Annotated in this window: 38 protein-coding genes; 23 read left to right on the forward strand and 15 right to left on the reverse strand. The window is 65.2% G+C overall.

Translation table 11 applies throughout. The features are described from left to right. From ASF08_RS25175 to ASF08_RS11540, 5 genes are all read left to right on the forward strand, one after another. The coding region (locus tag ASF08_RS25175) for a hypothetical protein (RefSeq protein WP_056145233.1) at positions 1-252 on the forward strand (252 nt) is incomplete at its 5' end. After that, positions 249-710, forward strand: coding sequence for a hypothetical protein (locus ASF08_RS11525; protein WP_056145236.1), 462 nt, complete (start codon positions 249-251; stop codon positions 708-710). The genes ASF08_RS25175 and ASF08_RS11525, both read left to right, overlap by 4 nt. After that, on the forward strand, positions 707-4,090 hold the full coding sequence (locus tag ASF08_RS11530; protein WP_056145241.1) for a DNA-primase RepB domain-containing protein: 3,384 nt from the start codon (positions 707-709) through the stop codon (positions 4,088-4,090). The genes ASF08_RS11525 and ASF08_RS11530 overlap by 4 nt, the downstream gene beginning before the upstream one ends. Positions 4,091-4,155: 65 nt before the next feature. Next, on the forward strand, positions 4,156-4,344 hold the full coding sequence (locus ASF08_RS11535) for a hypothetical protein (RefSeq protein WP_056145245.1): 189 nt from the start codon (positions 4,156-4,158) through the stop codon (positions 4,342-4,344). A gap of 12 nt (positions 4,345-4,356) precedes the next feature. Beyond that, complete coding sequence (locus ASF08_RS11540) at positions 4,357-4,653, forward strand: hypothetical protein (protein WP_056145247.1); 297 nt, start codon at positions 4,357-4,359, stop codon at positions 4,651-4,653. 62 nt (positions 4,654-4,715) lie between these two features. Here the strand turns inward: ASF08_RS11540 and ASF08_RS11545 are convergent, their stop codons facing one another. Then, entirely contained in the window at positions 4,716-4,976 is a 261-nt protein-coding gene (locus ASF08_RS11545) for a hypothetical protein (protein ID WP_056145250.1), read from the reverse strand. 146 nt (positions 4,977-5,122) lie between these two features. Between ASF08_RS11545 and ASF08_RS11550 the strand changes: the two genes are divergently transcribed. From ASF08_RS11550 to ASF08_RS11570, 5 genes are all read left to right on the forward strand, one after another. Next, on the forward strand, positions 5,123-5,329 hold the full coding sequence (locus ASF08_RS11550; RefSeq protein ID WP_056145253.1) for a hypothetical protein: 207 nt from the start codon (positions 5,123-5,125) through the stop codon (positions 5,327-5,329). 372 nt (positions 5,330-5,701) lie between these two features. After that, on the forward strand, positions 5,702-5,893 hold the full coding sequence (locus ASF08_RS11555; protein WP_156629550.1) for a hypothetical protein: 192 nt from the start codon (positions 5,702-5,704) through the stop codon (positions 5,891-5,893). Position 5,894: 1 nt separating this feature from the next. Then, complete coding sequence (locus ASF08_RS11560; protein WP_056145260.1) at positions 5,895-6,266, forward strand: phage tail assembly chaperone; 372 nt, start codon at positions 5,895-5,897, stop codon at positions 6,264-6,266. An 80-nt stretch (positions 6,267-6,346) separates the two neighbouring features. Then, positions 6,347-6,544: a hypothetical protein gene (locus ASF08_RS11565; RefSeq protein ID WP_056145263.1), complete on the forward strand. Its 198-nt coding sequence runs from the start codon at positions 6,347-6,349 to the stop codon at positions 6,542-6,544. Further along, a complete protein-coding gene (locus ASF08_RS11570; protein WP_056145265.1) occupies positions 6,544-8,457 on the forward strand; it encodes a phage tail tape measure protein in 1,914 nt (637 codons plus the stop codon). The genes ASF08_RS11565 and ASF08_RS11570 overlap by 1 nt, the downstream gene beginning before the upstream one ends. Here ASF08_RS11570 and ASF08_RS11575 read toward each other — a convergent pair. Both ASF08_RS11575 and ASF08_RS11580 read right to left on the reverse strand, forming a co-directional pair. After that, positions 8,454-9,026 (reverse strand): thermonuclease family protein, encoded by a 573-nt coding sequence (locus ASF08_RS11575; protein ID WP_443136820.1) that lies wholly within the window; start codon positions 9,024-9,026, stop codon positions 8,454-8,456. The two genes, ASF08_RS11570 and ASF08_RS11575, sit on opposite strands and share 4 nt — an antisense overlap. A 98-nt stretch (positions 9,027-9,124) precedes the next feature. Then, the gene (locus tag ASF08_RS11580; protein ID WP_056145273.1) at positions 9,125-9,430 is read right to left on the reverse strand and encodes a hypothetical protein; all 306 of its coding nucleotides are present in this window, start codon (positions 9,428-9,430) and stop codon (positions 9,125-9,127) included. Positions 9,431-9,492: 62 nt separating this feature from the next. Here ASF08_RS11580 and ASF08_RS25325 point away from each other — a divergent pair, with 62 nt between their 5' ends. Further along, positions 9,493-9,666 (forward strand): hypothetical protein, encoded by a 174-nt coding sequence (locus tag ASF08_RS25325; RefSeq protein ID WP_200931849.1) that lies wholly within the window; start codon positions 9,493-9,495, stop codon positions 9,664-9,666. Between the two features lie 87 nt (positions 9,667-9,753). Here the strand turns inward: ASF08_RS25325 and ASF08_RS11585 are convergent, their stop codons facing one another. Beyond that, on the reverse strand, positions 9,754-10,278 hold the full coding sequence (locus ASF08_RS11585; protein WP_056145274.1) for a hypothetical protein: 525 nt from the start codon (positions 10,276-10,278) through the stop codon (positions 9,754-9,756). A gap of 486 nt (positions 10,279-10,764) precedes the next feature. Here ASF08_RS11585 and ASF08_RS11590 point away from each other — a divergent pair, with 486 nt between their 5' ends. Beyond that, entirely contained in the window at positions 10,765-11,622 is an 858-nt protein-coding gene (locus tag ASF08_RS11590; protein ID WP_056145277.1) for an exonuclease domain-containing protein, read from the forward strand. Positions 11,623-11,727: 105 nt separating this feature from the next. On the opposite strand, the gene ASF08_RS24755 is transcribed toward ASF08_RS11590, so the two are convergent. The 3 genes from ASF08_RS24755 to ASF08_RS11600 form a co-directional block, all read right to left on the reverse strand. Continuing rightward, positions 11,728-12,174 (reverse strand): helix-turn-helix domain-containing protein, encoded by a 447-nt coding sequence (locus ASF08_RS24755; protein ID WP_156629551.1) that lies wholly within the window; start codon positions 12,172-12,174, stop codon positions 11,728-11,730. A gap of 47 nt (positions 12,175-12,221) precedes the next feature. Further along, a complete protein-coding gene (locus tag ASF08_RS26010) occupies positions 12,222-12,350 on the reverse strand; it encodes a hypothetical protein (RefSeq protein ID WP_274534488.1) in 129 nt (42 codons plus the stop codon). Positions 12,351-12,617: 267 nt separating this feature from the next. After that, positions 12,618-13,448: an outer membrane protein gene (locus ASF08_RS11600; RefSeq protein WP_056145285.1), complete on the reverse strand. Its 831-nt coding sequence runs from the start codon at positions 13,446-13,448 to the stop codon at positions 12,618-12,620. Between the two features lie 201 nt (positions 13,449-13,649). On the opposite strand from ASF08_RS11600, the gene ASF08_RS11605 reads away from it, so the two are divergent. After that, complete coding sequence (locus ASF08_RS11605) at positions 13,650-14,033, forward strand: helix-turn-helix domain-containing protein (RefSeq protein ID WP_056145288.1); 384 nt, start codon at positions 13,650-13,652, stop codon at positions 14,031-14,033. 89 nt (positions 14,034-14,122) lie between these two features. On the opposite strand, the gene ASF08_RS11610 is transcribed toward ASF08_RS11605, so the two are convergent. Further along, the gene (locus ASF08_RS11610) at positions 14,123-14,875 is read right to left on the reverse strand and encodes a hypothetical protein (RefSeq protein ID WP_244474513.1); all 753 of its coding nucleotides are present in this window, start codon (positions 14,873-14,875) and stop codon (positions 14,123-14,125) included. A 285-nt stretch (positions 14,876-15,160) separates the two neighbouring features. Continuing rightward, positions 15,161-15,328, reverse strand: coding sequence for a hypothetical protein (locus tag ASF08_RS24760; RefSeq protein ID WP_156629552.1), 168 nt, complete (start codon positions 15,326-15,328; stop codon positions 15,161-15,163). An 85-nt stretch (positions 15,329-15,413) separates the two neighbouring features. Here ASF08_RS24760 and ASF08_RS11620 point away from each other — a divergent pair, with 85 nt between their 5' ends. Then, the gene (locus ASF08_RS11620; protein WP_056145292.1) at positions 15,414-15,749 is read left to right on the forward strand and encodes a hypothetical protein; all 336 of its coding nucleotides are present in this window, start codon (positions 15,414-15,416) and stop codon (positions 15,747-15,749) included. A gap of 17 nt (positions 15,750-15,766) precedes the next feature. Here the strand turns inward: ASF08_RS11620 and ASF08_RS11625 are convergent, their stop codons facing one another. From ASF08_RS11625 to ASF08_RS11645, 6 genes are all read right to left on the reverse strand, one after another. Next, positions 15,767-15,976 carry a hypothetical protein gene (locus tag ASF08_RS11625; RefSeq protein ID WP_056145295.1) on the reverse strand — a complete coding sequence of 70 codons (210 nt, stop codon included), beginning with the start codon at positions 15,974-15,976 and terminating at the stop codon, positions 15,767-15,769. A 52-nt stretch (positions 15,977-16,028) separates the two neighbouring features. Beyond that, positions 16,029-16,409 (reverse strand): hypothetical protein, encoded by a 381-nt coding sequence (locus ASF08_RS11630; protein ID WP_056145298.1) that lies wholly within the window; start codon positions 16,407-16,409, stop codon positions 16,029-16,031. A 111-nt stretch (positions 16,410-16,520) separates the two neighbouring features. Beyond that, a complete protein-coding gene (locus tag ASF08_RS11635; RefSeq protein WP_056145301.1) occupies positions 16,521-16,718 on the reverse strand; it encodes a hypothetical protein in 198 nt (65 codons plus the stop codon). A gap of 147 nt (positions 16,719-16,865) precedes the next feature. Continuing rightward, positions 16,866-17,060, reverse strand: coding sequence for a hypothetical protein (locus ASF08_RS24765; RefSeq protein WP_156629553.1), 195 nt, complete (start codon positions 17,058-17,060; stop codon positions 16,866-16,868). Positions 17,061-17,149: 89 nt separating this feature from the next. Further along, complete coding sequence (locus ASF08_RS11640; protein ID WP_056145303.1) at positions 17,150-18,472, reverse strand: hypothetical protein; 1,323 nt, start codon at positions 18,470-18,472, stop codon at positions 17,150-17,152. Between the two features lie 391 nt (positions 18,473-18,863). Then, complete coding sequence (locus ASF08_RS11645; RefSeq protein ID WP_056145358.1) at positions 18,864-19,106, reverse strand: helix-turn-helix domain-containing protein; 243 nt, start codon at positions 19,104-19,106, stop codon at positions 18,864-18,866. 102 nt (positions 19,107-19,208) lie between these two features. Here ASF08_RS11645 and ASF08_RS11650 point away from each other — a divergent pair, with 102 nt between their 5' ends. The 9 genes from ASF08_RS11650 (at position 19,209) to ASF08_RS11690 (ending at position 25,373) form a co-directional block, all read left to right on the forward strand. Further along, positions 19,209-19,871, forward strand: a complete 663-nt coding sequence (locus ASF08_RS11650) for a hypothetical protein (protein WP_156629554.1) — start codon at positions 19,209-19,211, stop codon at positions 19,869-19,871. Between the two features lie 339 nt (positions 19,872-20,210). Further along, positions 20,211-20,678, forward strand: a complete 468-nt coding sequence (locus tag ASF08_RS11655) for a hypothetical protein (protein ID WP_056145310.1) — start codon at positions 20,211-20,213, stop codon at positions 20,676-20,678. A 63-nt stretch (positions 20,679-20,741) separates the two neighbouring features. After that, positions 20,742-21,839 carry a hypothetical protein gene (locus ASF08_RS11660; RefSeq protein WP_056145313.1) on the forward strand — a complete coding sequence of 366 codons (1,098 nt, stop codon included), beginning with the start codon at positions 20,742-20,744 and terminating at the stop codon, positions 21,837-21,839. Between the two features lie 71 nt (positions 21,840-21,910). Further along, positions 21,911-23,011, forward strand: a complete 1,101-nt coding sequence (locus tag ASF08_RS11665; RefSeq protein WP_056145317.1) for a hypothetical protein — start codon at positions 21,911-21,913, stop codon at positions 23,009-23,011. A 2-nt stretch (positions 23,012-23,013) separates the two neighbouring features. Continuing rightward, a complete protein-coding gene (locus ASF08_RS11670; protein WP_056145319.1) occupies positions 23,014-23,304 on the forward strand; it encodes a hypothetical protein in 291 nt (96 codons plus the stop codon). Further along, a complete protein-coding gene (locus tag ASF08_RS11675; protein WP_056145323.1) occupies positions 23,301-23,480 on the forward strand; it encodes a hypothetical protein in 180 nt (59 codons plus the stop codon). Before ASF08_RS11670 ends, ASF08_RS11675 begins: the two co-directional genes overlap by 4 nt. A gap of 421 nt (positions 23,481-23,901) precedes the next feature. Further along, positions 23,902-24,555: a ParA family protein gene (locus tag ASF08_RS11680; RefSeq protein ID WP_056145324.1), complete on the forward strand. Its 654-nt coding sequence runs from the start codon at positions 23,902-23,904 to the stop codon at positions 24,553-24,555. Then, positions 24,552-24,830 carry a ribbon-helix-helix domain-containing protein gene (locus ASF08_RS11685; protein ID WP_056145327.1) on the forward strand — a complete coding sequence of 93 codons (279 nt, stop codon included), beginning with the start codon at positions 24,552-24,554 and terminating at the stop codon, positions 24,828-24,830. The genes ASF08_RS11680 and ASF08_RS11685 overlap by 4 nt, the downstream gene beginning before the upstream one ends. A gap of 39 nt (positions 24,831-24,869) precedes the next feature. Continuing rightward, positions 24,870-25,373: a hypothetical protein gene (locus tag ASF08_RS11690; RefSeq protein ID WP_156629556.1), complete on the forward strand. Its 504-nt coding sequence runs from the start codon at positions 24,870-24,872 to the stop codon at positions 25,371-25,373. Positions 25,374-25,417 lie beyond the last annotated feature (44 nt).

Raw genomic sequence — 25,417 nt, forward strand, 5'->3', positions numbered from 1 at the left:
CTATTCCCGACCACCGAGCGCGCCTGCCTGTTCTGCCAGGCGTGGCGCCATTGGGATCGCCAGGCCGTGTCCAGCGATGCCGGTCGAACCATCCGTTACGAGCCGACCGGCCAGTGCCGGGCGAACCCGCCGACCATCAACCGCCGTGAGGTCAGCTCCACCAATGCGGAGTGGCCCGTCGTGACCGCCTCTGACTGGTGCATGAGCTTCAGCCCCACCGGCGAGATCTACGAGACGGAGGTGGCGGCATGAGCAAGAAGGTCATCACCTTCCCGGGCATGGCCGTCGTCGGTTCCGACACCCCGCCTGGTCTCGGCGTGGTCGTTGCCCCGCTCGGCGACGAGATCGTTGCGTGGGTCCGCACCAAGCGAGGGTTCCGCGCCCTGGAGCGGACCCCGAGTTGGGAACATGCTGTCGCCGATGGTCGGGCCTACGCTGAGCGGCACGGCATCCCGTTCCGGTTTCAGAACGTCGAGTACACCGGCGGCGACCCCGATCGGGTCAGGCGCGATGCGGGTGAAGTCTACGTGATCCCCGGACCCCAGGGGTCGGCGGCGTGGGACATCGTGCACGTCAGCGCCTCTGCGGACTCTGCCGCCACCATCGGCCGCGCCGCATCCTTCATCGAGGCTGTCAGCGAAGGCCGCCGCCTCGCCGGCGAGATGGGCGCCGCCTTCCATGGCGAAGATGCGGAGCCGCCCGCCGCATGAATGCCAGCCCCCCGCTCGCCGCCGATCCGGTCGCCGTCCACGCATTCTGTGAGACGGTCCACAACGCCGCCGCTGTCGCACTGGAAGGGGCGAACCGGCCCGGCATGATGCAGCTCGTCCGCATCCACCCGGCGGACGGGAGCACGATGACGACGCAGTTCAAGATCGGCGAGATCGATCTGATGACCCGCCACGCCGTGCTGCACGCGGACGCGGGGTTCAACGTCTACGTCGAGGCCAGGACCGTCGAGGAGGGCGCGGCCAAGCGCGGCAACGCCAGCACGACGCGAGGCGTGTTCGCCTTCGTGGTCGACGCCGACAACGACAAGGGTAAGGGCGGGCACACGGGCGTGCAGCCCTCGCTCGCGGTCGAGACCAGCCCAGGCAACGCCCACCACTGGCTGTTCCTCAGCCGGGCGTTGACGGCCGACCAAGCCAAGCCCCTCGGCGAAGCCATCCGCCACAAGACCGGCGCCGACTCCGCTACCGGCGTTGTGACCCAGCCCTATCGCGTGGCCGGAACCCCGAACTACCCCGGCAAGACGAAGATCGCTCGCGGTCGTGTCGCCACTCAGACACGAATCCTCGAACACCACGGCAAGGCATGGTCCGCCGATGAATTGCAGGCCGCGTTCCCGGCCAAACCGAAGCCCGAGCCGAGCCAAGGGACCAGACCCTCCGGCGCGAGCGGACGCACCAGCAACCGAGTCGAGGATCTGGTCTCCGATACCGGCGCCGACCGATCCGAGCGGTTTCACGCCGCCGTCGATACCGCCTTCAAGGACGGGCTCACCCCCGACGACCTCGAAGCCCTCATGCGCCAGCACCCCGAGGGATGCGGCGGCAAATACTTGGAGCCCTACGACCGTCTCGCCCGCGAGATCGAACGCTCATGGGACAAGGTAGAGGCGAAGGCCGAGGAGGTCCGGCAGGCCGCCAGCAAACCGGCCTACGAGGACGGATCGAGCCCGGTCGAGACCGCACGGCACGCAGTAGCCGAAGGCGTGCAACGCTTCATCGAGGCCGCCACCGCCTACCGGCTTGCAGCCGACGACGAGGCCGAGCCTCCGGTTCACGCCCTCCCCGTCTCTACCGGTGTCGGTAAGACCCGCGTCACCGCCCGCACCATCGCCGAGCACATCGTCAGCCGCCAGGACACGGGCAGGCCCGCCAAGCCGATCCTGTACGCCGTCCCGACCCACCGTCTCGGCAACGAGATCGAGGCGCAGTTTGCCGAGCATGGCGTCATGGCTCGCGTCTTTCGCGGGCGCAGCGCGGACGATCCGGCCCGGCCGGGCGAATTCATGTGCGACGACCTAGAGGCGGTGAAGATCGCCCTGAGCATGGGCGCCCCGGTCGGGAAGAGCTGTTGCAAGACGAAGCTGGAGAACGGCACCGAGGCGCGTTGCCAGTTCTTCGGCCAGTGCTCCTATCAGGCCCAGATGACGGCCGGACCCGAGGTGTGGATCGTCGCGCACCAGATGCTGTTCCAGGCGACCACGGCCCTCGGCAAGGTCGAGATGGTCGTCATCGACGAGGGGTTCTGGCAGACCGGCATCCGCATTCCGAAACGCGGTCTCACGCTGGACGAGATCGGGGCCGTCGTCGCCACGAGCAGTTCCGCCCGCGACTACCTCGCCAACGATGTCGAGGTGTACCGCGCCCAATTCGCCCGCGCCCTGAAACGCCAGGGCCAGCCCGGCGGGGTGCGCCGCGCCGACCTCATCGCCGAAGGGATGACCGTCGAGCGATGCACGGACGCCATCTCGGCCGAATGGCAGCTCAAGGACAAGGTTGCGATCTGGCCGGGGATGCCGAAGGCCGACCGCAGGATTGCCGCCAGGGCCGCCGACAAGGCCCGCCACTCCCAAGCCTTCATCACGCTCTGGAATGCCGCTCGCGGGCTACTCTACGACGAGGAGGTCGAGGTCTCGGGCCGGCTCTACATCGACACCCGCGACGACGACGATGGCCGGGTGCTCGTCGCCAAGGCCCGCAGCCTTAAGAGCGTCCCGAAGCAGTGGCGCAAGCCGACGCTGATCCTCGACGCCACCCTTCCCAGCTTGGAAATCCTACAGGCGTTCTACCCGGAGGTAGAGCCCGCCCCCGCGATCGAGGCCGCAATGCCTCACGTCCGCGTGCGCCAGGTCATCGACTCCCCGACCTCCGGCCGGAAGCTGAAACCCGACGAGGATGGAAGCGCCGGCCGGAACCTGCGGGCGATCCGTCGTGAGATCCTAAGGCGGTTCCTCGCCGTCGGCCGGACCCCGGTTCTCGTCATCGCGCAGAAGGCCATCTCGGAATGGCTCCGGTCGAGCGGACTGCCCGCCGGGATCAGCACCGAGCATTTCAACAACGTCGCCGGCCTGGACCAATACCGCGCCGTTCGCGGCTTGATCGTTGTCGGCCGCACCCTGCCCTCGCCCCTCGCCGTCGAGGCATTGGCCGGCGCCATCACCGGCAAGGACATCGAGAAGGCGGACCCTTGGTATCCGAAGCCGGTCAAAGGGCTGCGGACCCGCGACGGCTACCCGGTCGGGATGGAGTGCGAGGCACACCCCGACCCGGTAGCCGACGCCTGCCGCTGGCAGATCTGTGAGGGCGAGCTGATGCAGGCCCTCGGCCGCGCCCGTGGCGTCAACCGCACCGCCGCTGATCCCCTCGACATCGACATCATCGCCAACGTCGTCCTGCCGATGACGGTGGACGTGGCCGAGCCCTGGAACCCGCCCGGCGAGGAGATCGAGATGCAGATTGAAGGCGTCGTCCTCGACAGCGCCGCCGACATGGCCGCGGCTTGGCCTGATGTCTGGGCGACGGACCAAGCCGCGAGGCACTGGGTCCACCGGCGCGCGGAGGAAGTCCGTCACAGCGTTCCGGATCCCTATAAGAACTCTCTTTATATAGGGATCCGGAACGCTGTGGCCTTCCGCTACCAGCGGCCGGGCGCCCGCCAGAAATGGCGAACCGGGGCCTATGACCCGGCTGTTGTCCCTGATCCAATGGGGTGGTTGGAAAGCAGGCTCGGCCCGTTGGCCGGATTCCATATCGTTGAGACTGCCACGCAGCCGGCCGCTGACGAGCCCGATCAGCCTCGCGCCGCCGACTACGCCCCCGCCCTCGTCGCGCGCTTCCGCCTCGTCGCTGAGACGCCGGCCGCCGACTTCAGGCCAGAGCCGGTCAAGGCCGAGGTGGTGCGCTGGGATCTGAAGATGCCTGGCCCTAGCAGCTTCTACGCCCACCTTGTCGCCGCCTTGCCGCCGGTTGAGCCTGGGATTGCCGCAGAGCGCGGCGAACCGCGGGCCAACCGAGTTTCAGCGCAACTTGCGCCGAAATTCACCCGCCCTGTTCCGGTCCCCGCCTACGGGGTGCGCCCCTGATCCCCCCCGGCGACCAGTGGGGACCGTTCGCCCCCAACATCGACCCGGCCGAGCGCCGCGCCCGGTTGCGCAGCCTCCGCGCTTTGAGCCGCGTCTACGCTGGCCCCCGCGCCCTCACCCTCTGCCAGCTACTCGCCCAGGCCGAGACAGACCCCGACGCCCTGCCGCCGGCCAGCCGCGCCCTCAACCGCCTCGAACCGCTCGACCGGCGCCGGATCTTAAGCAGCTTTGCCAACCTCGCCACCACCGCCTGAAAGGGATCGACGATGCAGACCGAAACGACCTTTGCCCCGTCCGCCGGCTCACCCCTCGCCCCGATCCTGTCGGGCCTCATCGCCCTCGTGGTTGCCATGGATGGGCATAAGGCGCCGAGCGCCGCCGCCACTGCCTTTCACAAGGCCATCCGCAGGAAGGGGTACGAACTCGCGCAGGTCGCTGGCATTGAGGTTCTGGACTACGCGCTGGCCTTCATCCGCGATCAGGCCCCGAACCCAACCACGGCCGACCACCGAGAGGCGGTCCTGACGGAGGCATGGGCCGGCCTCGCGGGGTGGCGGTCATGATCCCGCACACGAAAACGGCGAGGCTCTCGCCCCGCCGTCGGTCATCTAAAGAGTGTAGAGGTTTAGCGACCGCCACCCGAAGTCTGGCCGTACTGCTGGACCGGGAAGTTCGGCTGGTTGGCGTTGCCTTCCTGGGCCGAGTCGTGGCCCCGGCTGTACCCGATCGAGCCGGTGGTGAGATCGTCATCGGCCGCAGCGGAGGACATCACGTCATAGGCCGGGACCTGCCCCCGTGCGAGATAGGTCTTGGCAAGGGCGGGCGAAGCAATGGCGCTGACGCTCAGAACGACAGCAGCAACAGCAGAAGCAATACGAGTGTTCATGGCACAATCCACTTGGGTTTGCGCGGTCTCCGTCGAATGGCGGTGGGCCGTGACTTGTTCAGTGACCTTGATCTAGGCTTGCCAGAAACCGAACGACGTGCGGTTCAGCACTCGCTCACACACCAATCAGCTTTCGGATTTTGAGCATGACCCCAACCGAACAGGCCGCCTACCTCCGAGGCGTGAAGGATGCCCGCGAAATGGCGATGGTTGCCGCCATCACCATCGAGGCCCGCGACGATCACCGTGACCTACGCCAGAAGGCGGCCGCCGCAGCGCTCCATGGCCTCGCCGAGGGATTGGCGCGGCTCATCCCTTCCTCGAAGCCGAATGTGGATCGGACTTCTACTTGAGCGCCGGGCTCGCCTTGATCGCGGATGCACCAAGGGCATGGCTCATTGCAACTAGAAGCCATCATAAACGACCATAAGCAACAGAAAGAAACAATTAAGAAATTGAGCCATTCCAAATCAACGCAACACACAGCCATACTGTGCTGTTACTATCTCTCATCCAGGAGAGATGACCTTGCCCGTCGCCTACCCCAGCCATCTGTACATCCGAGTAGATCGAAGCCTGAGAGAAGATCTCCAGGCGGTAGCCCAGCGCGATGGCGTCAGCGTGAGCTGGGTCGGCCGTAGATTCCTTCGCGATGGCATCGAGCGCGCCACCGCGGCGTCATCCCCGGTCCAATCCACCAATGCCCCAAGCGGGCAGGCAGGAGCATGATGGTCGATCTGTCCAAGCTCACCCCTGAGGTACGCGAGCGATCCCGCGCCGAGTTCATGGACCGGCTACGGGCGCGAGTGCTGGCCAGCGTGACGCCCGCGCAGCAAGCGCAGATCGCCGCCAATGTCGAACAGATCCGGCGCCAGACGGAGCCGGGCCATTTCACCCTCAAGGATGGGATCGCCTAGCATGGCCACCGAGAAGAAGATCGGCAGCGTCGTCTATCGCTGCGACAAGCTACCCGCCGAAGACGGGCTCAAGCTCTACCTGCGCATGAACACCGTGTTCGCGGGCGACGCCATGATGATCGGCACCATCGCTTCCGACGATCCTGTGGCCCATGCCCGAACGGCTTTCCTGCAAGGATCAATGGGCCAGACCCTCGACGCCGACGCTGTGGCGAGCCTCATCAAGGAAGCGGTCGGCCTTTGTCGCGTCGGATCGGACCCCGCCATCCTCGGCGTGAAGCCGCAGACCATGGAGGAGGCGATCGACGTGGCCTGGTATGCGCTCGGGGTCCAGTTCCGGGATTTTATCGTCGCCGGCCTGGCAAAAGCTTAGGCCGGTACAATGCCGACGGTCCTTCCCTGGCCCTGACGCTGCAAGAGATCGACACCGTCGCGCCGAACCTCGGCGATGACATGATGCTCTATCTGCTTCGCCCCACGCCCGGCATGACTAACCCGCCGCTTTGCACGCTCCACGAGTTGCGGACCATCTACACGTTGGACGACCTCGCCAACATGCATGAGTTGATCGACCTTCAGGATGCACAGTCGGCGAAGGCCGCGAGCATCAGGAAGAAGGAGATCGACGCGAGCCGAAGAAAGACCCGCTGATGGTCATCGAAGAACTCATTGCAAAGCTTGGTCTCAAGTTTTCCGGCGGGAACGACGCCGCAAAGTTCATCCGTGAGCTCGACAGGATCAAGCGAGCGACGAAGGACGTCAGCAAGGGGCTGAACGTCGGCCTGAACGCTCGCACGACCGGCCTCTCACGCATCTCAGGGGATGCGGATCGCGCGGCCCGCTCGCTCCGGGCAATGCGCCGGGAGGCAGAGCGCGCGGCGCGGGTAAAGTTCGGGACGGTCGGCATTCCAGGTCCGAGCCCGACTGGCGGGCGAGGCCCTGGCGCAGGGCGTGTGGCCGCGAGAGCAGCCGAGACCGGCGGCGGCGGCTTGAACCTCGTCGCGACGCTTGGCGGTGTGGTGACCTCGCTCAATCGCTTTGGCACGCTGGAAGCCGCTCAGATCGAACTGGCGAAGACCACCGAGAAGACGAAGGCGGAGACACAGCCGGCCGTTGACCGCTTCCTTATCGAGGGGCCGAAGTACGGCACGACCGGCAAGGCCCTGGTCGGGGCAGCCTCCGCCTACGCTGCCGCCGGTGTGGACTATGACACGTCCATCGCTTCGGCCGAGTTGACCGCGAAAGCCGCGAAGGCGGGGTCCGTCGAGATCGACAAGGCCGCGCAAGCCGCCATCGTGTTCATGCAGAACCTCGGCGTGAAGGTCGAGCAACTGGAAACCGCCTTCGACTACTCGATCAAGGGCGGCAAGCTGGGAAAGGCCGAGTTCAAGGAGTCGGCCGGCGTCATGCCGGAGCTCGCGGCGTCGGGCGCCAAGATCGGCCTGGAAGGGTTGAAGGGCGTTCGCGACATCATCGCAGCACTGACGGTCGTCCGCGAGGGCACAGCGACCACGGCCCAGGCTGCCGACTTCCTCCGTGACTTCATGGAGAAGATGTCAGCGCCGGTCACGGTGAAAGCCTTCAAAAAGGCCGGCATCGACATCGAGAGGGAGATGAAGGACGCGGACAAAGGCGGGGTCTCTCGGATGGATCGCACGCTCGATCTCGCGGCCCGCTACAGCAAGGGCGACGCCTTCCGCGAGGCTGAGATCTTCGGGGATCTCCAGGCCCGCAACGCCATGAGCGGCCTGCTCAAGAAGCGCGACAAGTACGAGGAGTTCAAGAGCACCATCGAGCGCGAGGCACCCGGCACGATGCAGGCCGACCTCGCGAAGACGATGGACGGCTTTAACAGCAGCGTGGAACGAGCCGGGGCGACGCTGGATCGCGTGTTCGTTCGGCTTGGCGAGATGATGGCGCCGACCGCGAAGGCGATCCTCGATGTCGGGAGCGCAGCGCAGCAGGCTGCGGCGGATGGCAAGGGTTCGACCTCTGCGGAGACGAACGCCACTGTCGAGAAGCTGAACCGACTGCTCGGTGCCCCGCCGACCTACAAGCGCATTCTCGGCGAGTATGGCGGAATCACCGCAAAGGACTTCAACGAGCGGTATGCGGGCGCCGCCGAACCAAGCAAGCTGACTTTCAGTCTCCCTCAGGTCCAGGCCGTCGCAGCGATCTTAGACAAGCGGTCGGCGCCGGTAGCGCAGGCCGCCGACAGTGCCGCCAAACCCGCCCCCGTCGTTCAACCCGCTTCGCCGGCTCAAGCCCAAAAGCCGACCTTCAGCCCGCAGGCGCAGGGAATGACGCCGCCCACGTTCGGCTCGCCTGCGGACCGCATGAATTGGCTTAGCAAGGGCGCGGCCGGTGGCACGACCATCACGAACACCTACACTGACACCGGCAACGACCACCGCACGCAGACAGTGAACATTCACCAGACGGTCAACGATCAGGCGCAAGTGGCCCAGGCAGCAGCTACGGCGGCGAAGAATGCGATCTCCTCAATGGGGGCCTCCATCGTGAAGGGGGGCAGCGCTTCCACTGGCGCTGCGAATGCCCCCTAACCCTTAGGCGCTCGCCACCCGGCCGCCCTGGCCTCATCCTCGGAGCAGAACATGCGCTCGCCGGCCTTCTCGCTGATCCGGGTGCGGTCATAGTCGCGCGATCCGGGGACGTGGAAGACCTTCTCGCCCTTCCGGCTAATGTTGCCTTTGATCGTGCAGCCATCGGCCCTGGCGGGCTCCTGGCGGCCTTCTGAGCCCCCTTCACGCTTTGCCTTGCGCCACTCGCTCGGCTCCTGGAACGTGCCGGCCCAGATGCCCCGCTTGATGGCCTTCGCCGTCGTCTCGGCCGGGACATAGTCGAGGGAATACCGCCGATAGGCGATGGCGTAGCCCTGAGCGACCATCCACTCGTTGAGATCCTCGGCACCCTTCCGGCAGACGGCGACGGTGCGGCTATACTTGTCGGTGTCGCGAGGGTCGCAAGACACGGTTGCGGCCCCGATCTGGTCGGCCAACGCGAGCGCGGCAGCCTGTCCGCAGCGGTAGTCCTTGCCTGCACCATCCTGGCAGAGTTGTGCGCTCTCCGGCGCATCGATGCCATGAAGCCGGATCTTCGTGTCATGGATCACGAGGGTGTCACCATCGGTGACGCTGGCGCGTCCAACGATGGGTTCAGCGGCTAGAGCAGGCGAAGCGAGAAGAAGGGCGAGCCCAAGCGCACGAGCAATCATCGGTTGGCGCAGAGTTTGAACTGATAGGCCAAATCCTCTGTAGCTTCGAGCATCTCACGCATTGCCGGAAGGGCCATTGCGCGAGAGCGGTCGAACCTATCGGAAGCCTCTTTGAGACTACCCGTCGCCTTGGCTCCGAAGCTCACGTCTTTGCCACGGCGGAGCGTTGCGGCGAACGCTGCGACATCCTTGGAACCATCGCCGACCACCTCCGCAGCTTCAGCACATTCCGCTTTCGTGTAAGGCGCGGCCATAGCCGGCGAGGCGACGCTCAAGGCGGCGAAGACAAGGGTAATGCGCATCCCGGCAAGATAGCTGCCGACGTGCGGTTGTCGATATCAACAGGGCGAGCTAGGCCAGCCTGATGTCCAAGCTTGGCGCACTCCTCGACCGCCTCAAGGCTCATCAGCACGTTCTGATCGTTGCGGCTGCCGAACACGACTCGATGCCGGCCGACAGCGTTCTCAAGCGCATTGCAGAGCTTGAGAACGCGATCGCAGCCGTCGAGGCATTGGCGGGGGAGGAAGATGGAGAGTAGGGGCCGCATCCAGGAGGCAACGGGAAAGCCGTAGGGTCTAGTTAGTACGGCTTCACGACGAGACACCAATAATAGCGCAATCGCAGCCTACTGCTGACCGTCCTGCTTCTTCTGAGTGTCAGGCTTCGGCGCACCGTTCTGCTGGTTCATGATGGCGTCCCGCACACCTGTGATGGTCGGCACGGCTTTCTCACCGAGGAGGCCCATTACGATCACGCCACCAATGATAATAGGGGCCAAGATAGCCGTGCCCAATGCAATGAACGATTGGCGCCAAAACCCCCCGGCAGCTTTGACCTCTCGGATCACCGTCGTTTCAAGTGCATCCAGCTTTGCTTTCGCAATATCCCCGGCCATGTATTCTCGGGCTGCCACATCGAAGATGCTCGCTGCCCGACTTCTCATCTGATCGAATTGGTGCGGAGGAATATCTGCGATCCAGGTATCAATCTCCGCGGGCGTAGGCAGCGTGCCGCCATTTGCGTTAGTTCGGAGCTGGAGCCATTGACTCCGGTCGAACGCGAATGTCGCGTAAGCCAGCAAGTCAAGCGCGGCGTGGCCAGTACCTTTGGTGACAAGCTGCTCGAACGCCTCATGATCGTTAGCGGGCATCAGTCGACCGAACGCTCTGGACGAGCGACTACATGCGCTGACGGAATCCTCGTCTGGAAGGCCCCTGTGGCCGCGCTTCCGGCATCAAGTGCCTGCGCTACGCGTTCGACGAGATCAGCGGTGATAGGGTTGTGATCGCTATCAGCTTCAGGCTTGTCGATCCTGGCAGTCCGCCCAGATTTGCCGGCCTTGCGCTTTAGGAAATCGGGCTTGCGCCCTATGACTGTCGACCCAGGTCCACTGAACAGTGCCTCTATAGCTTCCCGAATTCCATTCTTGTTCGACATTATTGCCTCCGCGAAACGGGCCGGTGTCACCACCAGCAGCCACCCCGCATGTCCTGAGTCCCGTCATAATGGACTGTCCGCGGGACGGTCCACGGACAGTCCACCATAACGTACTCGCGTAAGGGAGTCTTACAAGTGCGCATTGTGACAGCGCGCCTTTGATCGATACGATCACGCCCGTTGAACGGGAGCCGTGCGCATGAACTTCGTTGCCATCGACATCGAGACAGCCAATCCCGATCAGTCGAGCGTCTGTGCCATCGGGCTTGTTGTCTTCGAGGGCGGAAAGATCGTTGAGGAGCGGCACACGCTCGTCGATCCGGAGGACGAGTTCTCCCGACATCACACGCGGCTACACGGCATTTCGGCGGACTATGTGAAAGGCAAGCCGACCGTGCCGGAGATCCTGAACGACCTCGGCAGCACATTCGGCGCCGGAACCATGGTGCATCACGGCCCCTTCGACCGCATTGGATTCCGTCGTGCCTTCGCCAAGCACGGGCATCCGCCCTGGCCGTGTCGTTGGCTCGATAATCTGATGGTTGCGCGTCGGACGTGGTTCGAGCACGCCGGTGCTGGCGGTTACGGGCTCAAGTTCCTGTCCCGGCATTACGGCATCCCACTCGTCGACCATCACGACCCCGTTCACGATGCACGTGCTGCTGGCCTTCTATTCCTCCGGGCCAGCGAGGAAGCCGGCCGATCTGTCGATGATTGGCTCGTTCGGGTCCGCGAGCCCATCGGCAGGCCCCGGTCCGGGGTGACGACATCAGCCCAAGTGCTCGCCGAGGTGCTGGCGAACGAGGTCATCGTCTTCACAGGCAAGCTCAGCGTCGAGCGGGATGTTGCCAAGGAAGAAGCGCGAGCCGCCGGCTTCGACGTCGCTGACAACGTCACGAAGAAGACGACAATCCTCGTCGTCGGCGACCAGGACCTCCGTCGCCTTGCGGGAAAGGCTGTTAGCGGCTCGCAACTGAAGGCCGAAAAGCTCGTCGACCAGGGGCAGTCCATCCGCATCGTCACGGAATCGGACTTCCGGGATCTGATCGCCGTGTAACGGCCGCTGCAGCGGCAGTGCTTACATCGGTAGTGGGTCAGTTTTGGATTTCTTGATCAGCAGGCGGATGAACCGAGAGGAGGGAAGCGGCGATCTAGGGCTGGCTCACCTACCCTCACGTGGCTTGACCGTATTAGCGGTCTCATATGCGGCCACGTCCGCCGCCGAGATGCGGGTTAACCTCCCGCCGTACTTGAATGCCGCCAACTGCCCCCGCTTGATCATGTTGCGGACGAGCTGACCGCTGCACTTCCACCGCTCGGCCAGACTCTCGGGTGTGTAGACGTTGTGGTAGCCGGGCCATTGCTCAGACATCAGAGGTGACGTCGTCTTCTTGCGCGCCGGCGGTTCGTCGATCGGGAGCGCTTCGAATACAGCGTCGAGAGACGTTCGATCCCAGACGAAGGCATCACCAAGCCGCCGTGGAGGCGGAAGTCTACCCGCCTGAACGAGTGCACTGAAAGAATCCAGGCTCAGGCCAATATACCGAGCGGCCGCAGCGCGGTCGAGACCGCGTGGTGGATACGCATAGGGGTCGATAATGGCGGTCATGACAGAAGGCTCGTAGCGTCTTCCGCCCTATGGATCAGCAGTATTCCTTACACAGGCACGGCTCGGCTACGAACCAGACCACGGATGGCTCGGAAGGGAAGCGTCAGGACCGTGAGGCAGGCGCCCAGCGCCAGGACCACGAAGACCGACAGGATCGCCGTCAAGATTTTGATCATAGGCGTGCTCGCTCCGGTGTGCAGCGGGACAGGCCCCGCACCGCAGCCACGATCCTCCTGAAGTTCGGCAAGAGTGTGTGCTAGCCAGCTCAGGCTATCGGGATGCGCGCGTCCGCCCTACTGGCCAGCCACATCCACTCACCACCCTGACGAGACCGATGCACATACGAAAAACGCCCCAGGAGAAGCTCCTAGGGCGTCTGTTGGCTGAGCGACCAGCTGGATCGGGCCGGGGATGCTCAGGCAGATGATATAAGACGAAAAGCCTTAGTAAGATCCGAACTTGTAGTTCAGGCCGGCGCGGACGACGGCGAACTCGCTCTCGCGAGCGGTGACCGAACGGCTGAGCGTAAGAACGTTGGTAGCTGGGTTGAACACCGAGCGTTCGCCGGTACGGCCTTCGTTCTCGAGGTTCACGTACAGGCCTTCGACCTTCAGGGTCACGGCCGACGACTTGAAGAAGTTGAAGAACGAGTCGGTGGGCATGGCGTACTCGAAACCGCCACCAGCCGTGTAGCCGGTGCGGAAGTCGTCGCGGCCAGTGCCGCCGTCGCCGTAGGCAAAGCCGCCGGTGCCGTAGAACAGGACGCGATCGAAGGCGTAGCCGAGACGACCGCGGACGGTGCCGAAGAAATTCATCTCGTTGCCCGGGACGCGGACACCGACGGGGCTGTTGAGAGCGCCGGCGACGGGGCTGATGGTGCCGGTCACAGTGCGGCTCTTGTTGCCGAAGTCGGTGTACTGAGCGTCAGCTTCGATACCGACGACCACGCCCGAACCCGGGGTGAACTGGTAGTTGTAGCCGACCTGACCACCGCCGACGAAGCCTTCGAGGTCGTTGCCGCCGTTGGTGGACACGACCACCGGGGTGCGGGTGAAGGAGTTCAGCACCGAACCACCCGGCAGGGCGTAGCGGTCGCTGTTGCTACCGGCGTCGAAGCCGTAGCCGGCGTTGATACCGAAGTAGGCGCCCGTCCAGGTGAACACCGGGACCGGCACGAAGACCGGGGGAGCGGCGCGACGCGGCAGGTCGGCGGCCGAAGCGGCGCCAGCCAGGAGAGCGGTGGCCGCAGTGGCGAGGAGGAGCTTCTTGAACATGGAAGTCGTTGGCCCGTGCGATGAATTTGAACGATACAGAGCCCTGAAAGCGTCAGTGGCGATAGTGCGATCTTGCAACACTGCAGACCTACGGCTTACCAGCCAAGAGCTGACGCAATACGCTACGAGCAGAAGCGCACAATATTTCATGTTTGAAGTGACGTCATGATTAATGATTTCTAAACAGAGGTGGGACGCGGCATGACCATTAAATCTACGACAGACATTGATCGTGCCGTCGGCTTGCGCATCGCTGCCCTCCGTAAAGCTAAGGGATTGTCACAGACTGCGCTTGGCGAGGTCGCCGGCGTTACGTTTCAGCAGATCCAAAAATACGAGAATGGGCAGAATCGGATTGCCAGCGGCCGCCTACAGCAGATCGCCCAATTTTTCGAAGTGCCGATGTCAGCCCTCTTCGGCGAGAGCGAGCCTCAGGGACAGGACGAGATGTTCCCCTTCCTCGCTGAGCCTGGCGCCATTGAAATCCTTGCCGCCTATGCATCCATTGAGGACAGTGACCTTCGCCGCGACGTGTTGTCGATTGTGCGAACCGCATCTCGGCTGAGTGTCCCGCAGACCGATTAGCCAGCAGCACCTCGCGTCCGACCGGTAAGCGCTCTTCCTTCAGACGGTTCGGAAGAGCAGTGTCCGGCTTGTCGAACAGCCGCATACCTTCACCGCATGGCTTTCGCCCGTTCCGCAGTCCGCATGGATTCTCGCGAGCCGCTGGCGTGAAGGCGACCCTGCCGGTTCGGCAGCTTTCTTAGGGTGGTGCTGGTCTCGGTTTTCCCCGGAGTTAGAACCCCTGTATCCGTGGGGTGAATCGCTTTGCACCCACTCCCCCCGGCCTTCGCCCTGCCGGCGCGACGAATCCAGGCTTGCCACTCTCGGCTGATGATCCGGACAAGGTTGGGGCTGTTCTTCCTGCCCTCGTGCCGGCGCTCCTCGATCGTCAGTAGCCCGTCGCCCTCGGCTAGGCGGATAGCGCCCTGAGCGAGGCGACGACAGACACCGGCCCTCGCGGCTATCGCGTCGATGCAGAGGCCACACACGCCCTTGGCGGCGACCTCGTCCGCGACGATGCGTAGAACCGCGAGCTGGCCGGTGGTGAACCGCGAGGCCAAAGCAGGCGGCATAGGGCCGGAACAGGCCAGCAGGCGGCGTCTATCCCTGGACATGGCCTTGTCGGGGCTGGTGACGCTCCTGCGCGGCGGGAACAGGCTCGCACGGCCGGCAGGGATGCCGATAGGCACGATGCCCTCACGGATCGCGCTGCGTCGCCCATGGAGCCGCTCGGCGAGCGCCTGGGCCTCCTCGTCGGCCAAAGCCCCGGAGCCGTGTCCCTGCCAGACCTGGCGGGATAGCTCATCCATCTGCGCAAGCGTCCGCGCGCCATCGATGGCGGCGGCCATGGTCGCATGAAACATCGTCCCCAACCCTCTCGGGCCGCGACAGGCACAAGGCACGACTTCTCGATGCGGGAATTGGCGTTCCCGCTTGACTCCCGAGGGGGTCTTATGGCTTGTGGGGGGCTGTCAGCGGCCACCACAGGCCCATCGATTTCGCGGCCCTCCTGTTTGGCGACAGGGGGGCCGTAGTCGTTTCAGGGTCTATCTCGCGGCGGTGATCTCTCCTGATGCCGGCTCACGACTCGCTTGGACGATGTGCGGCCGGACATGGCATGTCGGCCGGGCGGGGCGGTTAAGTCAACGCTAACCCTCATCGGCGACCCCCACGGCCTGCTCGATCCCCGGAGGCCAGCCGTTTCCGACGCTCTGCTTTTGCTCACTCTGGCGACCGAGAACGCCGAGCTGCGCGCCCATCTCGCGGAGGTCCAGGACCAGTGCGTCGAGCTGGCTGTGGATGCCGGCGAGCTGCACGCCGAAATCGAGGCGCTAGGCTGCGAGCTTGCTACGATCCGGGCCGAACGGGATGCGTGGCGAGCGAAGGCGGGAGGCTGAGCGGATGACCCTCGAAGGCGAGAGTATGCGGAAGCTCACGAAGGAGGTTCTGGACATCTCGAAGAACGCCGCGTTCATCGGCGCGCTGCGGTACTTCGCAACCAAGATCGACTCGCCCCTGCTGCAGGTGATCTCGTTCGTCCTCTACGGGTTCCTGCTCATGCACATGCAGAGCTATATCCGAGGGCCAGCGTTCGGCGCCTTCCTGCGTGATCGCCTCGGCCTTTGGCCGAATGTGGCGTCGACTATAGGCTGGGCTCTCGCCTTCTTCATCACCCTTGGCCTGGTGATGCTCACGGACCAGACCATCGAGCGGATCGCGCTCGCGCAGGCCAAGTAGGCGCTGAAAGCCCGTCGTCAGAAGCTGCCGCTCAACGGTTCCGGCGCCGCGTTGTCAGGCTCCTCGGGATGCTCCCCGCCCTTCAGCATGTCGTCCAGCCTGGATAGGAGGTCGAGGAGTTCGAGCTTGCCGTCGTTCGACACGTCGGGCTCGTTCACGCGGCGCCGCACCGCGTCCCTCACGTCGGCCAAAGCCTCGACATATCCCTCGGCTCGTTCGGTGCTCATGGTCGGGTTCCTGGCGGCGACCGCGAGGAGGTAGGGCGGGCTTCTCAGGCGCCTACCGCTTCGCCGCCCAGATCGGCACGGCCCCCTTCGGCCGGCCCGGCACGTTCCGGAAGTACCGCGTGCGCTCGAACCGGATGAAGTCCACCTCGACCTTCGACACGAGATCACCACTCAGCACCATGGCCCCGCAAAAATCGGATCGGATCACGCCGAGGTCAGGGTGGACGCCGAAGAGCTGCAGTGTCGTCCATCCCAGGCGGCCGGCCTCGTCGGCGTGCTTGTCGAGGAAGTCCAGCGAAGCGGCATGAACGGCCTGCCAGCCGGCGGGCGTCAAGCCGGGGCACGGGACCACGCTCGGCTTCATCCCGAGGAAGGCTTCGCGCCACGCCTGCGGGCTGCCGGGTTCGATCTTGAAGGCTGGCGAGGCTGACATGGGGTCCGGCGGCTGTGATGGGCCGGACGGGATAGGGGACGGGGATCGGCTGCGCCATGGTCTGTCTGCCATGCGCGGCATCGCGGCTGGGGGCGAGCGGATGAGGGGGTGTCAGAACGGGTGGATATAATACGCGAGCAGGAAGACGTATTTCACAGCCACGAATGCGACCCAGGATACGGTCATGGTGGCGAGGGTTATTGCAAAGCCGTTCGGCGTGAACGGTACGTCGGGCGGTAATCGCTGCTTCCACCGATAGGCAACGATCAACAGCCACAAGCCGACCGCCGCCGAAAGAATTTCGAGCATTGCCCTCTGGTCCGGAATGGCTGCCCCGCCGCCCCGATCTGCTCACGGGGCCGGCGGGGTGGGTCGTCCATCTCACGCGAGCCGATACGCAACTTGGCTCGATGGAGAGGATGGTCCGCGGCGGTTAGCGGGCGAAGAACCCGGCGGTCAGGCGTCTGGCCCGGATCGGGACTTCCGGCATGAGCGAGACAAACGGATCACGTCGCATCCGCCCTCGACCCGCTCGACGGTGTAGGGCTTGGCCGCTGCCGTAGCCGCTGGCGCCATCTCGGCAGCCCATTGCTCCGGCGTTGGTGGTGGCTCCGGCGGCGTGAAGATGCCGGGCTTGGTGCGCTTGCTCATGACGGCCTTCCTTCCCTGGCAGCAATACCGACGAACGAAGTGAGGAGGGGTGCTCCTACGGGGATAATCATCCCCCATTGAGATCCCCTTCACTTCCCTTGGACACCCCCTTTACGTCCCTTTGATCTTGCAAGTCCTTCAGAGGCCGACGCCTTGGCCTTGATCTCCTCGTAGGAGTCGGCCCATTCGCTCCATTGGCCGGTGTTCGACAGCCAGCCGGAGGTCGCCGTCGTGCGGGCTCGATGGGTTGTCCGGACAAGGCCGACCATCTCGCTCTTGGCTCGATGTCGGTGCAAAGGAGCCAGCACTAGCCCACGATCCGCAACGGCGTTGGACTTCTCCTCGTTCAACAGCGCGTGGCCAGCATAGTGCGCGGCCCTGCCGATACGCTGCTCCTCCGGCTCCCCGATGCCGATCCCATAGGGATGGACCACCTCGCCCTCGTCCGTGTCGGCATCAATGATGTGGGGCACGATCTGCACAAGGCCGAGTCGTTCGAGGTTCGCCAGAGCATTCCAGAAGACCGGCACGCCCGTGTCGCGCGGGTAATCACTCCCTTCGGGCACCTCGTCCACGCCCGTCATGTGCGCTGCGATGAACGGCGTCTTGGTCCACATCCGCCGGACACTGGGGCCGAAGCCCCAGACATCGTAGATCCCGCTCTGGCCGACCAACTCCTTGCTGTACTCAACGCGGACCTGTCGCCAGTGAACCCCGCCGTTGAACGCTAGGCTCTGCGCGAAGTAGAGGTCCACGAACAGCCGGAGGGCGGCAACCTCCTGCGTCTGCCGGATCTGCTCGATGGGGGGCGCCACACCGTCGATGCCGTCGACGATGCTGTTCGGCAGCCAGGTCCATTCCGGCTTTGGCGGCTCCTCCTTCTTCACGGGCGGGATCGCGTAGTCGTGCCGAGCGTGAGGAGGCCGGTAGAGCTTCCCCTTGCGGACCAGCCCATCGGCGATGCCGAGCAGCGCGCCCTTCGGCCAGCCGTTCTTGTCCGTGCCCGTCGGAGGAATCACGGTAGACCCGCCGGCGGCCTCGACAAGGAAGAGGATCACGTCCTCCTTGGCAGACAGCTCCACCACCGGCTTGTCCGGGTTCCCGATCTCGTAGGCAGTCGGGAGATAGTATTGCGGCTTCGTGCCGGCGCGGAGCTGGCGGACGAGGCCGGAAGCCACGAGCGACTGAAGCGCCATCTTGGCTCGGATGCGCGAGATGTTGGTGCGGGTCTCGATCGCCTCGACTGACCAAGAGGTCTTACGGGTACCGAAGTGGGAGCCGCGGGCTAGGGCCAGGTAGGCGACCGCCTCGTTCATGCTACCGCGCTGGCAGACTTTGGCCCAGGCCGCGCCTTCGACGGCGAAGAAATCACCCCGCCCGTCGCCCTTCTTGTCGTCGTTGTCGGCCGTCATCCGTCCTCGCAATCGCGCGGCGTCTCGCTTCCGATAATGGGCCTTTTAGGGCACGCGAGTCGGAGCGCGTTTCCCTACAGGCCACCCCTATTCCGATTAAAAAATGCGGTCCCTTTTATGGAGCGCCCAAGGTGGGGTCGGCCATCGCTCTATGACCAGTCAGCGAATGAGCCTCCTTCGCTCGGCGTGCTCAGAACGTCGAATGCCGCATCCAGCCGTCTAATGTCCCAGATCACGCACGCATCGATCTTGAAGGGCTTCGGCAAGCGACCGTCCCTCACGCACTCGTCGAACTTCGAGGGGCTGACGCCAACGTACCGAGCTGCATCTTCGCGACGCAGGCCGCGGCGGGGCGCTACTTCAGCTCTGGTGGTCGGCGCCTCCGCCGGCGTCACGGCTGCTCCTTGCGCTTGAGCTTCACGCCCGGCTCACCACCGTTTGTGAACTCGACGCCGGCTGCCCGGAACGCCTCTTCGATTGCGTGAAGAGTGCTGCTCTTCGTCGACATCAGCGGACCATCCATCTTCTCCAGGCGCTTGACCGTCTCGATGGAGATCCCGGCGCGGTCAGCGACGGTCGCTTGCTCCCATCGGATCAATGCTCGGGCGGCCCGAAGCTGTTCGGCTGTCAGCACCAATGCACCTCACGGGTATTGCACGACCCTTCAGGTGTTGACACCTTGCGGGCCTCGGATTACATCTCAGGTGTAACACGACCCACCGCAGGGGCCAAGTCGATGTCCTTCCACTCCCGCACCATCTCCTGGTCCATGGTCCTCCGGGACATCCGCGACACCGGCCCGACGAAGGCCGAGTTCGCCGCTGCCATCCAGGCCGAGAACGACGCCAAGCGCGAAGCCGACCGCGCCAAGATGGCCGCGAAGCACGGGCTCGTCACCGGCTCGACCTTCAACGTCCCGACGATCATGGCCTGCGCCATAGTCGAGGCTCGCAAGCACCGCCGGAACGATCCTACCCTGGCCTGGGGCGCCGCCCTCTCCCGCGCCCTCCGCTTCTTCTGGGCCTGCGCCCACGCCGCTCGCCGCCTCGTCGTCCCGGCTGCTGCCCCCGTGGCTCCGATGCCTGCCGCCCTCCGTCGTGGCGTCCTGGCCCGCGCCTGGGCCATCTTCCGCGAGTCCTACAACTATCCCCGCGTGCCGTTCCTCTCGCTCGGCTGGGGCTGCTTCACCTGGGCGCTCAAGAAAGCCTGGGCCGAGGCCCGCGAGACGGTTCGCCTTGCCGGTCTCGGCGTCGAGGCGCTGAAGGCCGCTGACGCCATCGAGCCCCGCGTCCGTGTCGGTCTCTCGACCTCCTACACGGACAGCATCCATGTGGTTGCCGCCCGCAACAACGTGGCCCGGCTCCGCGCCTCGGCCATGGCCTACGCGGCGGCGAGTTAGACGATGGCCAAATCCTTCACCAGGCGCGCCGTTTTCAGTGCCGCTTCCCTGTTCGGGCCCCTGCTCTGCCCAAGCGCCGCCGCCGTCCCCCCCCCGGCAATGACCATTGATCGTCTGCCTGCTGACCAATGTGAGTGGGTGCGAGCCGGGCACAGGGACAGGCGGTCACTCCAGCCCGCCTCTCGCCGATCGCGCGCGGTTCGGTTCCATCGCAATCCGCCCTTGGTTCAGAAACCATGACCATCCCGCCCGCGCTCTCCTAGCGTCACGCATTCCCGCCGACGGGTAGCCGGCCCTCCCCTTCGACCCTGCCGCCACGAGCCCTCTGGAGCCCGACCGATGACGCACGCCCGCATCCCCGATTTCAGCGTCCCCCTCGTCCCGACCACCGTTGTCGAGCGCGTCCCCTTTCACGCCGACCCGGTGCTGGCCGCGATCGACGCCCACGACGAAGCTTGGTCCGTCTGGCAGGCCGCTCCCGAGGCTCGCATGGCCGCAGCCCAGGCCGAGATGAGCGCCGCCCTCGACCGCCTGCTGGTGACGCCCTGCGCGACCCGGTTCGGCTCCCTCACGCTCCTCCGTCACCTGCGCTGGCACATTCAGCACGACGGCATCACGGACGCCGCGGTCCTCGCCCGTGCCGGCGACCTCGCCCGCTCGCTGCATCTCGATTTCCTGCCGGTGACGCCGCCGCGCGAGCCGGTCGCCCCGATCCTCCGCGCCCTCATGTCGGGCGTCGAGGTAGCTGCCGCCTTGGTCATCGTCTTCGGCGGTGTCGCCCTCGTCGGTCTCGCCACCCTCGCCTGATCCCTCACCCCCACGACCGCAATTCATCACGCAATCGAGCTATCAAGCTTCGGAGTTCCCAAGATGCGCAATCCCCTCGCCCGCCTCGTCCATCGCGATCCCGCCAAGCCCACCCTGCGCGAGCGCCTGACCGCCACGAAGGCGAAGGCGCGGACGGTTATCGCGGTGAGCCGCATTCTAATGAAACCCGAGACCAAGGCCGCCCCGGCTGTCGAGAAAGCCGCCCTGGTCAACTACTCGACATGGCTCGCCTTCGAGCGCGAGCGGGTCTGTGCCGAGCTCTACCCGCACCTGGGCGCGAAGGCGTCGCGCTTCGTCCTGGGGCTCAATGCCGCCGAAAAGTTCTTCTTCCCTGGCGGAATGAACGGCGGACAGGACAAGGCATGGCGCACCGTGGCGCCGGCCTCCTCGCGGGCCGTGAAGGTGCTGGATCTCGTCGGCGTCGACTGGCGGCAGGACCGAACCGCTGAGTCCAGTCGCCTCTTTGATGAGAACGGACGCGCCGACACTGGCAAGCGCCCCGCCCTGCCCTTCGCTTGGCCGGAGCCGGACGCGACCCTGCTCGAAGCTCTGGACGACATGGACCGGCAAGACGCGGCCCTGAATGCCTTCTTCAACGCGGGGACGAGCGGGCGAGAGGGCAATGAAATCCCCGGCTACGACGCCGTTGACGAGGCTCGCGACGGCGCACTTGAGCGGCTGGCGCAAGAGCGGGCCACGACCCTCACGGGGTTGCAAGCCAAGGCTCAAACACTCCTGAGACCGTCGGTCGACGGATCGAACTTCGCCTTGAAGGACGAGCTTGTGCGGTCTCTCGCGCACGACATTCTTGGCACCAGCCCACGCGATTTCGGACCTCGCCCTGACGCCATCATGCGGGCGATTGAGGAGGGCCGGCGGCTGCTGAAGGTGGCTGACGAAGCCTCGAAGCTGCCCCAGCCCCCCGGCCGCCTTGCGCCCCTGCCTGAGCAGGAAGCTGCCTCAAAGAACATCTGGAGGCACATCGAGGACGTGATCCTGAAAACGGTCCCGAGGACGGGGCGCGGGTGCGCCGCCCTTGCTCGGTTCGCTCTCGATTTCGAGCGGGAACAGGGCGTGGCCGTAGACGACAATGACAGTCGCACCGTCCTCGACCTCATCGCCCGCTCGCCTCTCCTCTGACGCGACCGCCTCCGCGCGGTGGTGATCCCTGCCGCGCACGTCCCGCAATCCTGAAATCTAGGAGCGCCACCGTGCCCTCTCTCAAGCTGTCCAACCCGTTCCGCCGCGCCGATGGACGCCCGTCCCTGAAAGAGCGCGCCGCTGCGCTCAAGGCGTCTGCCGCCCGCGTGATCCGTCGTCCGAAGCCGGTCGAGGCCGCGCCGGAGGTGGACTGGAACAACCCGCCCGCGGGGTTCGTGGCCTATCCGCACAACGAGCCGGCAGGCTTCCTCCGGATCGATCTTGCGCTGGCCAGCGAGACGAAGCGGCTGCACGCCCTGGCGCTCGCGGAGTTCGAGCGACGCCGCACGTCGTGGGACGACTACAACGCAAGCATGAAGGCGGGCCAGCTCGACAAGCTGCGCCGCCGTCTCCGGCTCGATGAGCTGGCCCGTGCGGCCAACCCGGAGCGCGCGATCTCGACCGAGTTCACGCCCGAGGACGGGACGATCCTCTACGAAGACGCCAGCGGCATGGTTCACCGCAAACCGATCGCACAATGGATCTCGTTCATGGCTACCCGCATGTACGCGGTGGCCCAAAACGAGGCGAACCGGGCATTCAACGAGAAGTCCGTTCCCGATCAGGAAGCCAACCGCCCCTTAGAGGACGGGCTGCGCCGGGATCTGCGCCTCGATGCGCTCAACGATCTGGCGTTCCGCTGGGATGCCGTGTTCGAGGGCGCAAAGGAGCACCGGGTCGGGCGCGGACCGGTTGTCCCGCTGTCGTCCTTCCGCAGAACGAATGTCGGCGAGGTCGCCTTCATCCCTGCCGCCGCAGTGAAAGAGGCGATTGAATTCGCACGGATGCCGGTTCCTGGCCTCGAAGCACTCCACAGCGTGGCTGCGACAGTTGCAGACGTAGCGCGGGGCCTTGCTTGCCAGCCGCGGTGTCGTTCGGGGATGCCGCACCCCAACCATCCCTACAACGCGGCCGGCGATCTGGCCGAGTGGGTGGCCGAGGTCTGCGGCCACGTTGAGGAGGCTTGCGTCGATGCAGTTCGCGAGCAAACGCCAAGCAGGGAATGGGATCGCGAAACCCGGCTCGTGATGCTGTCACGCGCCGCCATCGAGGACGAGGACGCCGAGCTTACCGCTGCGTTCATCCGTGATCTTCAGGGGATGGTGGCCTGACCATGAGCAACGTTCACACCTTCCAGCCGAAGCGCTCCACGGTGGAGCGCGTCCCCCAGCCCTCCCCGGCGATGATCCGGGCCGAGATCGAGGCTGCAGCCCTCGCGGCCATGGATGCAGCCGACCGGCTGATTGCCATTCTCGACGGCCTCGACGGCGACGAGACCCTTGAGGACGGCGGCGACGCTGAACCGTCCCTCGGCGCACCCGAACAGCATCACGGATCACAGGTCGTCTGGCTGCGTGGCTCCGACACCGATCGCGAAATCTCTCAGCAGGACGCTACCCGATGAAACTCCGTCTCACTCAGCGAGCCGCCCTAGCCTTCGGCTTCTCCGACGTGGCTCGCGGTATCGGTCGGCTCCAGCGCTGGCAGCGTGGCATCCTCTCGCGTGCTGGCCACGAGGTCGGCCGGGGCAACGTCATCACCGCGGCGGTGCTGGTGGCCGTCTACGTGGTGGCGCTGTGATGGCCGCCACGCGCCGCACCGAGGCTCTACCCTCGATCCCGGCCATTCTCCTCCTCCGGTTCAATCTGTGGCGGCTGCGCCGAGTGACGGCCGGTCTCAAGCGGGCTCGGGCTCGCGGGGACGTAGAGGCCGAGCCCGCTGGCTGGCGCGGGGTCTCAAAGCCTGCGCGGATCTCGAAGCCTCGCAGGCCGTGTGCAAGGCGCGTCGCCCGAAACGCTGAAGCCATCTCACATTTGCTATCTCGCCAGCTTCCTATCGTGGGGGCTGGCGATCTTGCTCCGTAGGGGGCCAGAACGCGATGGGGCACGAAATCAATCATTCACGCTCCCATGGCATCTTGCGGGCTTGAATGGTTGCGGCCGCGATAGCTAGTGGTCTCAATCGGTTGTGGGCTTCGGTGCTCGAACACAAGGGATCGCGCGTGCAAGTCATCACGATAGCGGCTCGGAAAGGCGGGGTCGGAAAGACCACACTCGCCATGCATCTGAGCGTGTTGGCCTCCAACCCGGGAAGCCCTGCGCTGCTGCTGGACATAGATCCGCAACGCTCCCTCGCATGGTGGCATCGCCTGCGCGAAGCCGACGTGCCGAACCTGATCGAGGCCGACGCACGCGAACTGCCGGACCTTATCGAGGCGGCGAGGCGCGAGGGTATCGGCCGGATCATCATCGACACGCCCCCCCATGCCGAGGACAGCATTCTGGGCGCGATGCGGGTGGCCGACCTGGTGCTGGTGCCGACCCGGCCGGGGCCTCTCGACTTGGCCGCCGTGGCGACGACGCTCGAACTCGCCGAACGGGTTGGAAAGTCGCCTCTGGCCGTCATCAACCATTCGCCTCCACGCACGGGGCAGGGGGAGCCTGCGATCGTTGGCGAGGCACGCGCTGCACTTGCCAGCATGGGGGCGACGGTGGCCGCGTCGGTCGTCGCGCACCGGGTAAGCATGTCCCACGCGATCCTGACCGGCTCCACGGTCAACGAACATGAGCCCGGCGGCAAAGCTGCTGCCGAGGTCGAGGCCCTATGGCGAGAGATAGAGGCCCGGCTGTCTGAAACTGAGAGGAAGGCCCGATGAACGCAGCGAAGCCCCGTCCAACCCTCAACAGCCTGAGCGACCGCTTCGCCAGGAAGGATGCGCCGGCTGCGCCCTCCTCGCCGGAGGAGGGGAGCGCCGCGCCGGCCGAGAAGTCGCCTCGCGCCGGGGAGCGCGACACTCGCGTGCAGATCCTGACGCGGATCGACCCGGCAACCCGGAAGCGGCTCAAGATGATCGCGGTGGAGCAAGAGCGCACCATTCAGGACATCTGCGAGGAAGCCATCCGGGATTTCGTGACGCGCCATAGCAAGTGATTTAGCGAACGAGATTGCGAGCTATCAATGGATCAGCCGATGAGCACGAGCCGCCGGGAAAGCCCCGAAGAGGCCGCGAAGCGCGTGGAGATGGCCCAACGCGAGCATGAGCGAGCCGACAGGGGCCGCATCGCGATGTTCCCGACGGTGACCGGCTTTGCTGTTGAAGCTCTGAAGGCTCCTGCTTTGGTAAACGGCGGTGCCGCGGCGGCGATGCTCGCTTTCGTGGGAACCGGCCGACAACCGGTCACGGCGGACACCATCTTTGGTTTGAAGCTGTTCGCTGTCGGCTTGGTGCTGGCAGCCATAGCGACCGCGCCGACCTATTTCGCTCAATATTTCTACCTCGCTCAGATGCAGTCCACCGAACACGGCTGGGATCATCCTTTCGTGGTCGAAACGGGCGCGTCTCGTAAAGCCTGGCGCCTCGCGGTTGCGTTTCACGCTTTTGCTGTCGTCCTCGTTCTCGCCGCCTATGCATGTGCAACCTTCGGTCTCTGGTCTGTCGCAAGCGGCTTAGTCCCCCTCGCACCCAGATCGTGAGGCGGCCTCTATCCAAATCGCAGGGAAGGTTCGCGATCTTGCTA

The organism is Methylobacterium sp. Leaf85, from assembly GCF_001422125.1.
In the GTDB taxonomy this organism is placed as follows: Bacteria; Pseudomonadota; Alphaproteobacteria; order Rhizobiales; family Beijerinckiaceae; genus Methylobacterium; species Methylobacterium bullatum.